Raw genomic sequence first — 14077 nt, 5'->3', positions numbered from 1 at the left:
CCGAGCAGCGCGCGGCCGCCGCCCGGCGGCAGCGGGGGGCGGTGCCGCGGCGGGAGCGGGACGACCCCTGGCCGGCGACGGGCCGGCCCGCCCCGGAACCCCCGTTCTGACCGCGGTCACCCCGGGGCCGGCGGGGGCCCGATCGGGTTTGACGGCGCGGCCGGGTCGGGATACCACCGCCATGGAGAGTTGGGGGACCTTGGCGGCCACCGCCGTCGGCGCGGCCATCGCCCTGCTGGGGCAGTACTTGGCGAAGCGCAGGGAGGAACGGGCGAGGGCGACGGAGTTGCTGCTCAACTCCTGCGCCGAAGTCGCGGCCTCGTGCAGCGACCTGCTGTACCGGGTGTGGGAGGAGCGCGAGCTCGGCGTCACCGGACGGGTGGAGGGGTGGGACCTGAACGGCCACCGGCTGGCCACCGCCCGCATCCGGATCCTCTCCGGCGACCCCGGCCTGGTCGCCGCCTCCGAGGAGGTGAACACCGCGGGCCAGGCACTGAGTTCGTACTGGCGCAAGGGCGCGGTCGAGGACACCGAGTTCCAGGCGCGCCGCGACCGCTACCGCACGGCGATGGACGCCTTCGTCGACGTCAGCGGCCGGAGGATCGGCACGCGCACGGGTGGGCTCGGCCGCCTCTCGCCCTGAGGCCGGACGGGCCGGACGGGCCGGACGGGCCGGACGGGGGGCCTGCGCGGGGCGGTCCGGTCGGCCGGTCCGTCCCCTCCCCCGCCCCCGCCGGTGGTTCCGGTGCTGGTGGGGGGCGGGTCGGCGCACGGGCACGGCGGTGCGCGGTCGCGTCGTGTCCGCCCTGCGGGCCGCGTTTAGCTTCCGATCGGTCGGTTGCTATATTCCCGGCCGTTGCCCCGGCACCGGCCGGGTGCCGCCGTGGAAAGAGGGAAACACCATGCCCGGAGTCCGGATCGCCGCGCTCGGTCACTACCAGCCCGCCCGGGTGCTCACCAACGACGAGTTGGCGACGATGGTGGACACCAATGACGAGTGGATCCGGCGGCGCACCGGGATCGTGACCCGGCGGATCGCCGGGCCGGACGAGTCGGTGACCGACCTGGCGGTGGGGGCGGCCGCGAAGGCGCTGGCCGCGTCCGGGCTGGACCCGGCGGACATCGGGCAGGTCACGGTGGCCACCTGCAGCGCGGTGGACCGCTGCCCGTCGATCGCGGCGCAGGTCGCGGGGCAGCTGGGCATCCCGTCCGCCGTGGCGTTCGACCTGAACAACGGCTGCGCGGGCTTCTGCACCTCGCTGTCGGTGGCGAGCCACTCGCTGCTGGCGGGCGGGGCGAAGCACGCGCTGGTGATCGGCGCGGAGAAGATGTCGGACCTGGTCGACTGGACGGACCGGCGCAGCTGCATCCTGCTGGGCGACGGCGCGGGCGCGGCGGTGCTGTCGGCGACCGAGGGCCCGGAGAGCGCGGTCGGCCCGGTGGTCTGGGGCTCGGACCCGTCCCGGGCGAGCGCGGTGCGGCTGCTGGGCCAGTGGCACCCGCAGTTCGAGCAGGACGGCCAGGCGGTGTTCCGCTGGGCCACCACCGAGCTGCCCGCGCTGGCCGAACAGGCGTGCCGGGCAGCCGGGTTGAGCCCGGCGGAGCTGGACGGGGTGGTGACCCACCAGGCGAACCTGCGGATCATCGAGTCGCTGGTGCAGAAGCTCGGGCTGCGCGAGGACGCGGTGATCGCCCGGGACGTGGTGGACTCCGGCAACACCTCGGCGGCCTCGGTGCCGCTGGCGCTGGCGAAGCTGGTGGAGCGCGGCGAGCTGCACCCAGGCGCCCGGGTGCTGCTGTTCGCGTTCGGCGGCGGCCTGTCCTGGGCCGGCCAGGTGGTCACCTGCCCGTGAGGCCGGCCCAGGGGGCTCAGCGGCTCAGCACCGGGTGCAGGTGACGGTGAGCGCGATCGTGTCCGGCGGCGGAGGGGAGTCCAGGTACGGGGCGATCCAGCCCGCGAAGCCCTCGCCGCCCTCGATCGGGCCGTAGTGCCAGCGCTGGTTGGCCGCCAGCGGGGTGCCGTCGCCGTTGGCGATGTGCGGGTCGCTGGCCGTCCAGCCCTGGGGGCAGCGGGCCACCACGCCGCCGGAGGAGCCGACCGCGGTGACCGTCTCGACGTTCGGGTCGGCCGCGGCGGCGGCCGGTCCGGCGGCCACTGCCGCCAGGGCGGCGGCGGCCAGCCCGAGGCCGAGGATGCGCTTGCGCATGGGTGTCCTTCCGTTGCTTCGCGCCGCCCCGTGGGTTCGTGGGCGGTCGATCCGCATCATCTCCGTCACGCAGCGTGATATCTCGGGGGCCCTCGGCAACCACCCGTTCGGGCGGAGCGCGGCTGGCGCGCGCGAGCTTTGCCCGCGGTGATCGAGTGCGGGCAAGATAGCGGGGTGACCCTCCTGGACCTGATGCCGAAGCCCGCCACGCCCGACTCGCTGTTCGAGACCTTCGCCGAGTGGGCGTCGGAGCGCGGCATCACCCTCTACCCCGCCCAGGAGGAGGCGCTGATCGAGCTGGTCTCCGGGAACAACGTGATCCTGGCGACGCCGACCGGCTCCGGCAAGTCCCTGGTCGCGGCGGGCGCGCACTTCGCCGCGCTGGCCGAGGGCAAGCGGACGTTCTACACCGCGCCGATCAAGGCGCTGGTGTCGGAGAAGTTCTTCGACCTGTGCAAGATCTTCGGCACCGAGCAGGTCGGCATGATGACCGGCGACGCCTCGGTGAACCCGACCGCGCCGATCATCTGCTGCACCGCCGAGGTGCTGGCCCAGATCGCCCTGCACGACGGCCCGCGCGCCGACATCGGCCAGGTCGTGATGGACGAGTTCCACTTCTACGCCGAGCCGGACCGCGGCTGGGCCTGGCAGATCCCGATCCTGGAGCTGCCGCAGGCGCAGTTCCTGCTGATGTCGGCGACCCTCGGCGACGTCCGCCGCTTCGAGGAGGACCTGACCCGGCGCACCGGCCGCCCGACCACGGCGGTGCGTTCGGTGACCCGTCCGGTGCCGCTGTTCTACGAGTACCGGCGCACCAACCTGCACGACACGCTGGAGGAGCTGCTGAACACCGGCCAGGCGCCGGTGTACGTCGTGCACTTCACCCAGAAGGAGGCGGTTGAGCGGGCGCAGTCGCTGATGAGCATCAACATGTGCTCGAAGCAGGAGAAGGACGCGATCGCCTCGCTGATCGGCAACTTCCGCTTCACCACCAAGTTCGGCCGCAACCTGTCCCGGTACGTGCGGCACGGCATCGGCGTGCACCACGCGGGCATGCTGCCCAAGTACCGCCGCCTGGTGGAGCGCCTGGCGCAGGCCGGCCTGCTGAAGGTGATCTGCGGCACCGACACCCTCGGCGTGGGCGTCAACGTGCCGATCCGCACGGTGCTGTTCACCGCGCTGTCCAAGTACGACGGGCAGCGGGTGCGGATCCTGCGGGCCCGCGAGTTCCACCAGATCGCCGGGCGCGCGGGCCGGGCCGGGTTCGACACCGTCGGCCAGGTGGTGGCGCAGGCCCCCGAGCACGTGGTGGAGAACGACCGGGCGCTGGCCAAGGCCGGGGACGACCCGAAGAAGCGCAAGAAGGTGGTCCGCAAGAAGGCCCCGGACGGCTTCGTGTCCTGGACCGAGGAGACCTTCGAGCGGCTGATCGGGGCCGACCCGGAGCCGCTGGTCTCCCGGTTCAAGGTCAGCCACGCGATGCTGCTCTCGGTGATCGGCCGCCCGGGCAACGCCTTCGACGCGATGCGCAAGCTGCTCACCGACAACCACGAGGACCGCGCCTCCCAGCGCCGCCACATCCGCACCGCGATCGCCATCTACCGCTCGCTGCGGGAGGGCGGCGTGGTCGAGCAGTTCGACGAGCCGGACGCCGAGGGCCGGATCGCCCGCCTGACCCTCGACCTGCAGGAGAACTTCGCGCTCAACCAGCCGCTGTCCACCTTCGCGCTGGCCGCCTTCGACCTGCTCGACCCGGAGTCCCCCTCGTACGCGCTGGACGTGGTCTCGGTGGTCGAGGCGACCCTCGACGACCCGCGGCAGATCCTCGCCTCGCAGGAGAACAAGGCCCGCGGCGAGGCCGTCGCGGAGATGAAGCGGGACGGGATCGAGTACGAGGAGCGGATGAACCGGCTCCAGGAGATCAGCTACCCGAAGCCGCTGGAGGAGGAGCTCGGCCACGCCTACGAGGTGTACCGCCGGGCGCACCCGTGGATCGGCGACCACCCGCTGCGGCCCAAGTCCGTGGTGCGCGACCTCTACGAGCGCGCGATGACCTTCACCGACTACGTGGGCTTCTACGAGCTGGCCCGCACCGAGGGCATCGTGCTGCGCTACCTGGCGGGCGCGTTCAAGGCGCTGGAGCAGACCGTCCCGGACGACATCAAGACCGACGACCTGAAGGACGTCATCGCCTGGCTGGGCGAACTCGTCCGGCAGGTCGACTCCTCGCTGCTGGACGAGTGGGAGGCGCTGGCCAACCCGACCGAGCCGGAGGCCGGCGAAGTCCGCCTGGACGACAAGCCCGCGCCGGTCACCGCCAACGCCCGGGCCTTCCGGGTGCTGGTCCGCAACGAGCTGTTCCGCCGGGTCGAGCTGTGCGCGCTGGAGCACTACGACGAGCTGGCCGAGCTCGACGGCGAGGACGGCTGGAACGCCGACCGCTGGGCCGACGCGATGGACGGGTACTGGGAGGAGTACGACGACCTGTTCACCGGCCCGAACGCGCGCGGCCCGAAGATGCTGCTGATCGAGGAGGTCGAGGACGAGGGCCTGTGGCGGGTCCGGCAGATCTTCGACGACCCGAACGGCGACCACGACTGGGGCATCTCCGCCGAGGTCGACCTGTACGGCTCGGACGAGGAGGGCCGCGCCGTCGTCAAGATCACCTCGGTGGGCGCGCACTGACGGCAGGCGCTCGGGCCCCCGGCCCGGCGGGGCGTCGGCATCCCCGACTCCCCGCCCCGGTGCGCCCCCGTACGATGGGCCGGTGGAAGAACTGGTGCGCGTGCCGCCGGAGGTCCGGGAGCGGTTCGCCGTCCGGTTCGGGGCCTCGGTGGCCGGCTGGTGCGACGAACTGCCCGATCTGGTAAGGGAGTTGGCCGGGCGCTGGGGGTTGGAGGTCGTCTCGGCGGGCGGCGGCGGCACCTCGCGGGTGTTCCGTTGCGCGCGCGGCGACGAGGCGGTCTGGCTGAAGCTGACCCCCGAGCCCGCGATCGCCCGCGAGGAGGCCGAGGCACTGGGCCACTGGGCCGCCACGCCCTCGGTCGTCCCCCTGCTCGCGGCGGACCTCTCCGCCGGGGCGCTGCTGCTGGCGGACGTCCGGCCCGGTACGACGCTGCGGCGGCTCGGCTGGAACCTGCCGGAAGTCGCCGCCCTGCTACGGGACTTGCGCGTCCCCGCCGCACCGGGCGCAGGCTCGGCGCTGCGGCCGCTCGCCGACCGGGTCGGCTTCGTGTTCGACCTGGCCGAGCGCCGGGGCCGGCCCCTCCCGGCCGCGCGGCGGGCGGCGGCGCTGGAGTTGGCCGCCACCGGCCCGGTCGGACTGGTGCACGGCGACCTGCACCCGTCCAACGTGCTGGCCGGTCCGGGCGGCCGCCCGGTGGCGATCGACCCGCGCCCGTCCTGGGGCGATCCGGACTTCGACGCGGTCGACTGGGTGCTGACCGGCCCGGGCACCCCGGAACGGCGCATCGCCGACCTGGCCGCCCTCGTCCCCGGCCTCTCCGCCGACCGCCTGCTGGCCTGGTGCCGGGCCCTGGACGGCCTGTGACGCCACCGCTCGCACCGCGGAGCGGGACAGCACCGGCGCCTTCGTCCCCCAGCCGGGCCTCGACACCGCCGTGGGCGGCATGCTCGACCAGGTGATCGCCTGGTCCGGCGCCCCGCGTCGTGCTCGGCGCGGGGCTCGGTGCGGGGCTCAGCATGGGGCTCAGCGCGGGGCGAGGCCGTCCAGGACGAGGTCGACCAGGGCGGTGACGAAGGCGGGGGTGACGGGTTCGCCGAGCAGCAGGTGGCGGGCGAACAGCGGGCTCATCAGGGCTTCGACGGCGGTGCGGGGGTCGGCGTCGGGGCGGATCTCGCCGCGGGCGGCGGCCCGGTGCAGCAGGTGTTCGGCGCGGGTGAGGCGGGCGGCCCAGTAGGCGTCGCGGCCGCTGCGGGTCTCGGCGGTGGCGGGGGCGATGCTCAGGTGCAGCAGGGCCGGGCCCTCGGGGGTGTCGAGGAAGGCGCCGAGGGCGGTGAGGAGCCGGCGCAGGTCCTCGCGCAGGCTGCCGGTGTCGGGCAGTGGCATGGCCTGGTCGGTGTAGTCGGCGAGGGCTTCGCGCAGCAGCTCCTCGCGGGTCCCCCAGTTCCGGTAGACCGAGGTTTCGTGCACCCCGGCGGCGGCGGCGATCGCGGCGACGGTGGCGGCCTCCAGGCCGCCCTCGGCGAGCAGGCGCACGGTGGCGTCCAGGACGGCCCGGCGCATCGCGGCGCCGCGGCGGCGCAGCGGGGCGGCGGCCTTGACCTGGGAAGTCTCGTCCTGGGGCACGCCAGCAGCCTAACGCAGGTCTCCTTGCGTTGCACCGGTCCGCGACGTAGCCTCGGCAATGCAAGTCACCTTGCGATAGCCCGCCGTACGACGGGGTGTCGCGAGCGGCAACGAGGCCGCCGACGGCTCGCCGCCGGCCGGAGAGGAACGACCATGGCTACGATGCGCGCCGTCCGCCTGCACCTGCCCACCCGCACGCTGAGCGTGGAGGAGGTGGAGCGTCCGGTGCCCGGCCCCGGCCAGGTGCTGGTGAAGGTCGAGGCAGCGGGCGTCTGCCTGTCCGACGTGCACCTGATCGAGGGCTCGCTCACCCCGCTGTACCTGCCCGGCGAGAGCGTCACGCTGGGGCACGAAGTCGCGGGCACCGTCGCCGAGTCGGGCCCGGAGCCGGGCCGCTGGCAGGTCGGCGACCGGGTGGTGCTGCAGGCCGGCGAGAAGCGCGACGGGATCACCTGGACCCGCGGCGTGGACTACGACGGCGGCTGGGCCGAGTACGCGCTGGCCCGGGTCGACACGCTGTTCGCGCTGCCCGACTCGATCCCGTTCGAGCAGGGTTCGATCATCCCGGACGCGGTCTCCACCCCGTGGGGCGCGGTGACCACCACCGGCGGCGTCCGCCCGGCCGAGCCGGTCGGCGTCTGGGGCGTCGGCGGCCTGGGCGCGCACGGCGTGCAGCTGCTGCGGGCGATCGGCGCCAACCCGATCGTCGCGGTCGACCCGGCGCCCGCCGCCCGCGAGCGCGCCCTCGCCTTCGGCGCGGACCTCGCGCTGGACTCGGCCGACCCCGAGCTGGCCGCCAGGATCGGCGCGGCCACCGGCGGGGCGGGCCTGGCCGCCGCGTTCGACTTCGCGGGCGTGCCCGCCGTCCGCGAGCAGGCCATGACGGTGCTCGGCGCGCACGGCCGGCTGGTGCTGGTCGGGCTGACCGACCAACCGCTGACGGTCGCCGACAGCATCCGCTTCTCGTACCTGCAGCAGCAGATCCTCGGCCACTACGGCTCCGAGGACGCCGCCGTCCCCCAGCTGATCGCCCTCGCCGCGGGCGGCCGGCTGGACTTCTCCCGCTCCGTCAGCGAGGTCCTCCCGCTGGAGCGGGCGGCCGAGGCCGTCGAGCGCCTGCAGACCAAGCAGGGCAACCCGATCCGGCTGATCCTCAAGCCCTGACGAAACCCTGACGGCCCGTCGGCGGGCATCGGTAGGGTACGGACCGTGTTCGAGTACCACGGCTGGATCAACGTCCTGACGAGCGCCGCCGCCGACGAGGACGACGACGAGCCCGCCCGCACGCTGGAGGCCGTCGCGGAGATCGGGCGGCGGATCGCGGAGATCCGCAGCCCCTACCTGCTAGACGTGAGGTGGATGAACGCCGAGGCGGTCGTCCACCTCTCGGGCTGCCCCAACCACCGCGACCCGGAGATCCTCCGCTTCTTCGCGGAGGTCGGCGAGCGGGCCCCGGGGTCGTACGGCCTGCTGCACGTGCGCAGCGACGAGGACCCCGAGCGGCAGAACGAGGTCCGCGTCCTGCGGATGGTGCGCGGCGTGGTGACCGAGCACCTGGAGCCGCTGCTGTCGCCCTGCATCCCCGTCCTGGAGGACCCGGACCCCCTGTCCTGCGGGGAGTAGCCGCTCAAGCCGCCTCGACCGCTTCGGGGGCGGGGGCCGGGGCCGGGCGGTGCCAGGTGGCGATCCACAGGGCGGTCAGGGTGGCGGCGGCGCCCGCGGCGGCCATCGCGGGGCCGGTGCCGGTGCCGACGGCCAGGGTGCCGAACAGGGCCGGACCGATGCCCTGGAGGGTCATGTTGCCGGAGCCGAGCAGGGTGAACGCCTGGCCCTGGCCGTCCGCGGGGAGCACGTCCAGGAAGCGGCGCTGCAGCCCCAGGGCGTAGGCGAAGCCGCCGCCGGCGGCCAGCAGGGCGGCGGCGCACAGCGGCAGCGGGGCGGGCAGCGCGAAGACCAGCAGCGGCAGGCCCATCAGCGCGGCCAGCGGCGCCACCAGGCGCTCCCGGGTCGCGGGGGCGGCGAAGCGGCCGACCAGCAGGTCACCGGCGAGCATCCCGACCGGCAGGCAGGCCAGCAGGAAGCCGTACCCGCCCGCCGGGAAGCCCCGCGCCCCGGCGTACGCGACGACCAGCGACTCCGCCCCGGTCACCGCGGCCGAGGGCAGCCACTGGGCGAGCAGCAGCCGCCGGACGGCGGTGGCCCGCAGCAGGGCGCCGTTGCCGCGCCAGCTCTGCCGGAGCACCGAGCCGCCGGAACCCCGCAGCGGCGGCAGGTCGGGCAGCCGCAGCCGGATCGCCAGGGCGCTGCCGAGGTGCAGCCCCGCGGCGACCAGCAGCGCGCCGCGCGGGCCGAGCAGGGCGACCGTGACGCCGCCGCCGGCCAGGCCGAGCAGCTGCGCGCCGGAGGAGGCGACGTTGTTCAACGACCGGCCGAGGACGTACGCGTCCCCGTGCAGGGTCTGCGCGACCAGTCGGCTGGACGCCCCGTTGAACACCGGGGTGAGCACCGCGACGGCACCCACCAGCAGCAGACTGACCGCGACCGGCATCCGGACCAGTCCGAGCAGCGCGGCGGCGCCCGCGTCCAGCAGGTAGCCGCCGGTGATCAGCGGCCGGGGGCGCAGGCGGTCGGTGAGCGAGCCGAGCAGCATCGAGCCGAGCAGTTGCGGCAGGAAGCCGATCCCGAAGGCGACGGCGCTCAGCAGCGCGGAGCCGGTGCCCGCGTAGATCAGCACGGCCAGGGTGGTGATCCGCAGCGAGTCCCCGACGATGCCGAGGGTGCGGGTGGTGAACAGCAGCCGGAAGCGCGGGTCGCCCAGCACCTCGCGATAGGTCGTCATGCCGGGCAGCCTGGCGTCCCGGGCCCGGGGCGGGCGAGAGATTCGCCCCGGGACGTAAGGTCGCGGGGTGCGCGGGGTGCGCGGGAAGAGCCGGAGGGGGACGGGGTGCTGAGGTACGAGGTCGCGGCCGAGGACCTGGCGCGCAGCCGGTTCGCGCTCTCGCCCGCGTTCGAACTCGCCAACCTGCTGCGGCTGTTGGACCGCGGCGGGGAGCGGGCGCTGCCGCCGGGCTGGCGGGAGCGGCTGCGGCCGGGGTTCCTGCGGCTGCGGGCGGATCCGGCGGTGCGGGCGGCGCTGGCGCTGCACAACCCGAAGTTCGGGGCGGACTTCATCGCCATCCCGCCGCGCGGCATGGACCAGACCTGGGCGGACGACCTGGCGGCGATCCTGGCCGCGCCGCCGGAACCGGCCCGGGCCGAGATCCGGGCCTGCCTGGCGGCCCGGCCGGAGACCGACCGGGAGGCCCGGGCGGTGCTCGGCTCGCCGGACGCGGTCCGGCTGGTCGCCGGGGCGCTGGACCGCTGCTGGCAGGAGCTGCTGGCCCGGGACTGGCCGCAGCTGCGGGCCCTGTGCGAGCGCGACGTGGTGCACCGGGCCGGCGAGTTGGGGCGGCGCGGCTGGGCGGCGGCGCTGGCCGGGCTGCACGAGAACGTCCGCTGGCGGGACGGCGGGATCGACGTCCCGCCGTTCGACGCCGCCACCACCTACCCGCTGCGCGGCGAGGGGCTGCTGCTGGTGCCCTCGGTGTTCGTCTGGCCGGGCGTCGCGGCGCACCACGACGAGCCCTGGCCCTGCACCCTGATCTACCCGGCCCGGGGCATCTCCGCGCTGTGGGAGCCGGGGGCCGCCGTCCCGCCCGAGGCGCTGGCCGCGCTGCTCGGCCGCTCCCGGGCCCGGATCCTGACCGCCCTGGACACCCCGGCCAGCACCACCCAGCTGGCCCGCACCCTCGACCAGGCCCCCGGCGCCGTCGCCGACCACCTCGCCGTGCTGCGCGCCGCCGGCCTGCTCTCCCGGGCCCGGGCGGGCCGCTCGGTGCTCTACCGACGCACCCCGATGGGGGACGCCCTGATCGGCTCGGCGGGCTGAACCGCCCAACGTCCCGTTCTGGCAGGCGGGTTGGCGGCCGGGCGCACCCGGCGGACCGGCTTGCCTTGGAGCGCACTCCAACTCCTACTGTCTCCAGTGTTCGCACGGAAACCATGCACCGCACGAGTCCCAGGAGCCTTCATGAGCACCGCCGCCACCACCGCCGCCACCGCCACCGCCACTACCGACGCCGCCACCACCCGTCAGGAGCGCCTCGACCACGGCCTGGAGGTGCTCGGCCGGATCGACGGCGAAGCGGGGGCGAACATCATGAGCGCGCTCTCCGACGTCTCGCCCGAACTCGCCCACCAGGTGGCCGCCTGGGGCTTCGGCGAGATCTACTCCCGCCCGGTCCTGCCGCCCCGCGACCGCCAGCTGATCACCCTGGGCATGCTCACCGCCCTGGGCGGCTGCGAACCGCAACTGCGCGTGCACGTGAACGCCGCCCTGAACGTCGGCCTCTCCCCGCAGGAGATCGTCGAGGCACTGCTGCAGACCGCCGTCTACTGCGGTTTCCCGCGCGCCCTGAACGCCACCTTCGCCGCCAAGCAGGTCTTTGCCGAGCGCGGCCTGCTGCCCGTCACCCCGGACGCCTGACCCGGCCGGCGCCGGCCGATCTCGTCCAACCGGCCGACCGCCTCCGGCGCGTTCAGCGCGTATTGAGCCCGCACCGCCGGGCCCGTGGCGCTGGGTCCGCGCCCCCAGCCTGCGTAGCAGTCGTGTTTCATCAATCCTTCACAGCTGATCTTGCGTCAATCTGTAATTTTTTTGCGTTCACCCGTGGACTTCCTGCCGCACCGAGCCCTACGCTCGGCACGCCCGGCCACCACCCGGGCCCTCCCCCATGCAGGAAGCACGGTCACCCATGCAGAATCCCCCCACCCGCGCCAGGCGGACCGTCGCGTCGTTGACCACCCTCGCGCTGGGCGCCACCGGCCTGTTGGCGGCGGCCTTCGTCAACGCCGGTTCGGCGCACGCCGCCGCGGTGCCCGCGCTGTCGCCGCTGGCCGTCCCGAACCGCGGAGCGAGCGTCCCGTTCATCGAGCAGGAGGCCGAGTACGCGGCCACCAACGGCACCGTGGTCGGGCCGGACCGGCTGTACGGCCACCTGGTCTCGGAGGCCTCCGGCCGGCAGGCCGTGACGCTGAACGCGACCGGCCAGTACGTGGAGTTCACGCTCACCGCGCCCGCCAACTCGATCGACTTCCGCTACAGCCTGCCGGACTCCCCGGACGGCAAGGGCCGGGACGCCTCGATGGACCTGCTGGTCAACGGGCAGAAGCTGAAGAGCGTCGACGTGACCTCCAAGTACAGCTGGTACTACGGCGGTTACCCGTTCAACAACAACCCGGGCGACACCAACCCGCACCACTTCTTCGACGAGACCCGCACCCTGCTGGGCACCAGCTACCCGGCCGGCACGAAGATCCGGCTGCAGGTGTCCTCCACCGCGCAGTCGCCGACCTTCACCATCGACCTGGCCGACTTCGAGAACGTCGCCGCGCCGATCGCCAAGCCCGCGAACGCGATCGACGTGGTCACCGACTTCGGCGCCGACCCCACCGGCGCCACCGACTCCACCGCCAAGTTCCAGGCCGCGGTCAACGCCGGTGCCGCGCAGGGCCGGACGGTCTACATCCCGCAGGGCAACTTCACGCTGTACGACCACGTGGTGGTCGACAAGGTGACGCTGGCCGGGGCGGGCCCCTGGTACAGCGTGCTGGGCGGGCGCGACCCGATCAACCGCAACCGGGCGGCGGGCATCTACGGCAAGTACGTGGCGGGCGGCGGCTACGGCGGCGGCGTCCGGCCGCAGGAGGCCGGCGGCCCGAGCCAGAACGTCACCCTGAAGGACTTCGCCATCATCGGCGACGTGCGCGAGCGGGTCGACGACGACCAGGTCAACGCCCTGGGCGGCGCGATGTCCAACTCCACCGTCGACAACCTGTGGATCCAGCACACCAAGGTCGGCGCCTGGATGGACGGTCCGATGGACCACTTCACCATCAAGAACAGCCGGATCCTCGACCAGACCGCGGACGGCGTCAACTTCCACACCGGCGTGACCAACTCGACGGTCACCAACACCTTCCTGCGCAACACCGGTGACGACGGCCTGGCCTCCTGGCCGGAGCGGCTGGCGAACGTCAACGACAGCTTCACCCACAACACGGTGGTGCTGCCGATCCTCGCCAACAACATCGTCACGTACGGCGGCAAGGACTTCACCATCTCGGACAACGTGATGGCCGACACCATCACCAACGGCGGCGGCCTGCACATCGCCAACCGCTACCCGGGGGTCACCTCCGGCAACGGCACCGCCGTCGCCGGGACCATCACCGCGGCCCGCAACACCATGATCCGCGCCGGCAACAGCGACTACAACTGGCAGTTCGGCGTCGGCGCGCTCTGGTTCGACGGCCTGAACGAGCCGATCGCCGGCGCGACCATCAACATCACCGACACCGACATCCTGGACAGCTCCTACGAGGCGATCCAGACCATCGACGGCAGCTCCAGCGGCATCAACCTGACCAACGTGAACATCGACGGCGCCGGCACCTACGCGGTCCAGGCGCAGGCCAACGCCCAGATGAAGTTCACCAACGTCAAGGCCAAGAACATCGCGCAGGCCGCCACCCCGATCCACAACTGCGTGGGCACCGGCTTCCAGATCACCGACGGCGGCGGCAACTCCGGCCTGAGCGGCACCACCTGCACCGGCCAGTGGCCCGCGCCGGTCTGGACGTACAACGGCGTCCCGGTCGGCGGCGGCAACGGCGGCACCTCCTCGCCGTCCCCGTCCCCGTCCACCTCGGCCCCGGCCTCCCCGTCGCCGTCCCCCTCCGCCTCCACCACGCCGGCCTGCCCGAGCGGCACCGGCAACCTGGCGCAGGGCCGTCCCGCCACCGCCTCCGGCACCAACGCGGGCCTCGGCGCGGGCAACGCGGTCGACGGTGACGCCAACAGCTACTGGGAGAGCGCGAACGGCGCCTTCCCGCAGTGGATCCAGGTCGACCTGGGCTGCTCGACCAGCCTGACCAAGGCCGTCCTGAAGCTGCCGCCGGCCACCGCCTGGGCCTCCCGCACCCAGACCGTCACCGTCCAGGGCTCCACCGACGGCACCAACTTCACCACCCTGGTCGGCTCGACCGGCTACACCTTCGACCCGGCCACCGGCAACACCGTGACCGTCAACCTCCCCGCCACGCCCACCCGTTACCTGCGACTGACCGTCACCGGCAACACCGGCTGGCCCGCCGCCCAGCTCTCCGAGCTGCAGGCGTTCGGCGGCGGCAACGGCACCTCCTCGCCGTCCACCTCCGCCTCGCCGTCCCCCTCGGCCTCGGCCACCGCCACCTGCCCCGCCGGCACGGGCAACCTGGCGCAGGGCCGTCCGGCCACCGCCTCCGGCACCAGCCAGAACTACGGGCCGGGCAACGCGGTCGACGGTGACGCCAACAGCTACTGGGAGAGCAGCAACAACGCCTTCCCGCAGTGGATCCAGGTCGACCTGGGCTGCTCCCGCGCCCTCACCAAGGCCGTCCTGAAGCTGCCGCCGGCCACCGCCTGGGCCTCCCGCACCCAGACCGTCACCGTCCAGGGCTCCACCGACGGCACCAACTTCAC

The 14077-nt window shown here is 73.9% G+C and carries 12 protein-coding genes and 1 pseudogene; 10 read left to right on the top strand and 3 right to left on the bottom strand.

Features of this window, described 5'->3' with window-relative positions:
* The first annotated feature begins 199 nt into the window (after positions 1-199).
* Together ACWEO5_RS34970 and ACWEO5_RS34965 are read left to right on the top strand one after the other, a co-directional pair.
* Positions 200-643 carry a hypothetical protein gene (locus ACWEO5_RS34970; protein WP_452166142.1) on the top strand — a complete coding sequence of 148 codons (444 nt, stop codon included), beginning with the start codon at positions 200-202 and terminating at the stop codon, positions 641-643.
* A 259-nt stretch (positions 644-902) separates the two neighbouring features.
* Positions 903-1853 carry a beta-ketoacyl-ACP synthase III gene (locus tag ACWEO5_RS34965; protein ID WP_452166141.1) on the top strand — a complete coding sequence of 317 codons (951 nt, stop codon included), beginning with the start codon at positions 903-905 and terminating at the stop codon, positions 1851-1853.
* A 24-nt stretch (positions 1854-1877) separates the two neighbouring features.
* Here the strand turns inward: ACWEO5_RS34965 and ACWEO5_RS34960 are convergent, their stop codons facing one another.
* Entirely contained in the window at positions 1878-2207 is a 330-nt protein-coding gene (locus ACWEO5_RS34960; protein WP_452166140.1) for a hypothetical protein, read from the bottom strand.
* Between the two features lie 192 nt (positions 2208-2399).
* Between ACWEO5_RS34960 and ACWEO5_RS34955 the strand changes: the two genes are divergently transcribed.
* Both ACWEO5_RS34955 and ACWEO5_RS34950 read left to right on the top strand, forming a co-directional pair.
* Positions 2400-4892, top strand: a complete 2493-nt coding sequence (locus ACWEO5_RS34955) for a DEAD/DEAH box helicase (RefSeq protein ID WP_452166145.1) — start codon at positions 2400-2402, stop codon at positions 4890-4892.
* 82 nt (positions 4893-4974) lie between these two features.
* Entirely contained in the window at positions 4975-5757 is a 783-nt protein-coding gene (locus ACWEO5_RS34950) for an aminoglycoside phosphotransferase family protein (protein WP_452166139.1), read from the top strand.
* 159 nt (positions 5758-5916) lie between these two features.
* Here ACWEO5_RS34950 and ACWEO5_RS34945 read toward each other — a convergent pair whose 3' ends face one another.
* On the bottom strand, positions 5917-6453 hold the full coding sequence (locus tag ACWEO5_RS34945; protein ID WP_452166144.1) for a TetR-like C-terminal domain-containing protein: 537 nt from the start codon (positions 6451-6453) through the stop codon (positions 5917-5919).
* Between the two features lie 216 nt (positions 6454-6669).
* Between ACWEO5_RS34945 and ACWEO5_RS34940 the strand changes: the two genes are divergently transcribed.
* Together ACWEO5_RS34940 and ACWEO5_RS34935 are read left to right on the top strand one after the other, a co-directional pair.
* Entirely contained in the window at positions 6670-7680 is a 1011-nt protein-coding gene (locus ACWEO5_RS34940) for a zinc-binding dehydrogenase (protein ID WP_452166138.1), read from the top strand.
* Positions 7681-7725: 45 nt separating this feature from the next.
* Complete coding sequence (locus ACWEO5_RS34935) at positions 7726-8139, top strand: Imm7 family immunity protein (RefSeq protein WP_452166137.1); 414 nt, start codon at positions 7726-7728, stop codon at positions 8137-8139.
* 4 nt (positions 8140-8143) lie between these two features.
* Here the strand turns inward: ACWEO5_RS34935 and ACWEO5_RS34930 are convergent, their stop codons facing one another.
* A complete protein-coding gene (locus ACWEO5_RS34930) occupies positions 8144-9355 on the bottom strand; it encodes an MFS transporter (protein WP_452166136.1) in 1212 nt (403 codons plus the stop codon).
* 105 nt (positions 9356-9460) lie between these two features.
* On the opposite strand from ACWEO5_RS34930, the gene ACWEO5_RS34925 reads away from it, so the two are divergent.
* From ACWEO5_RS34925 to ACWEO5_RS34910, 4 genes and pseudogenes are all read left to right on the top strand, one after another.
* Positions 9461-10444 carry a DUF5937 family protein gene (locus ACWEO5_RS34925; RefSeq protein WP_452166135.1) on the top strand — a complete coding sequence of 328 codons (984 nt, stop codon included), beginning with the start codon at positions 9461-9463 and terminating at the stop codon, positions 10442-10444.
* 141 nt (positions 10445-10585) lie between these two features.
* Positions 10586-11041, top strand: coding sequence for a carboxymuconolactone decarboxylase family protein (locus tag ACWEO5_RS34920; protein WP_452166134.1), 456 nt, complete (start codon positions 10586-10588; stop codon positions 11039-11041).
* A 268-nt stretch (positions 11042-11309) separates the two neighbouring features.
* Positions 11310-13736 (top strand): annotated as a pseudogene (locus ACWEO5_RS34915) (discoidin domain-containing protein); the annotation flags it as partial.
* Positions 13725-14077 (top strand): discoidin domain-containing protein (locus tag ACWEO5_RS34910; RefSeq protein ID WP_452166143.1); only part of this gene is annotated, 353 nt, incomplete at its 3' end. The pseudogene ACWEO5_RS34915 and the gene ACWEO5_RS34910, both read left to right, overlap by 12 nt.

This window comes from Kitasatospora sp. NPDC004272, assembly GCF_053603035.1.
Note: the sequence above shows the minus strand (reverse complement) of the source record. Positions and strands in the feature narration are given on the sequence as shown.

Bases quoted from the DNA above. Each gene is read 5' to 3' on its own strand.
- ACWEO5_RS34955 (WP_452166145.1), top strand. From the start codon at position 2,400: ATGCCGAAGCCCGCCACGCCCGACTCGCTGTTCGAGACCTTCGCCGAG.
- ACWEO5_RS34930 (WP_452166136.1), bottom strand. From the start codon at position 9,355: ATGACGACCTATCGCGAGGTGCTGGGCGACCCGCGCTTCCGGCTGCTG.
- ACWEO5_RS34960 (WP_452166140.1), bottom strand. From the start codon at position 2,207: ATGCGCAAGCGCATCCTCGGCCTCGGGCTGGCCGCCGCCGCCCTGGCG.
- ACWEO5_RS34965 (WP_452166141.1), top strand. From the start codon at position 903: ATGCCCGGAGTCCGGATCGCCGCGCTCGGTCACTACCAGCCCGCCCGG.
- ACWEO5_RS34945 (WP_452166144.1), bottom strand. From the start codon at position 6,453: ATGCGCCGGGCCGTCCTGGACGCCACCGTGCGCCTGCTCGCCGAGGGC.
- ACWEO5_RS34920 (WP_452166134.1), top strand. From the start codon at position 10,586: ATGAGCACCGCCGCCACCACCGCCGCCACCGCCACCGCCACTACCGAC.
- ACWEO5_RS34940 (WP_452166138.1), top strand. From the start codon at position 6,670: ATGGCTACGATGCGCGCCGTCCGCCTGCACCTGCCCACCCGCACGCTG.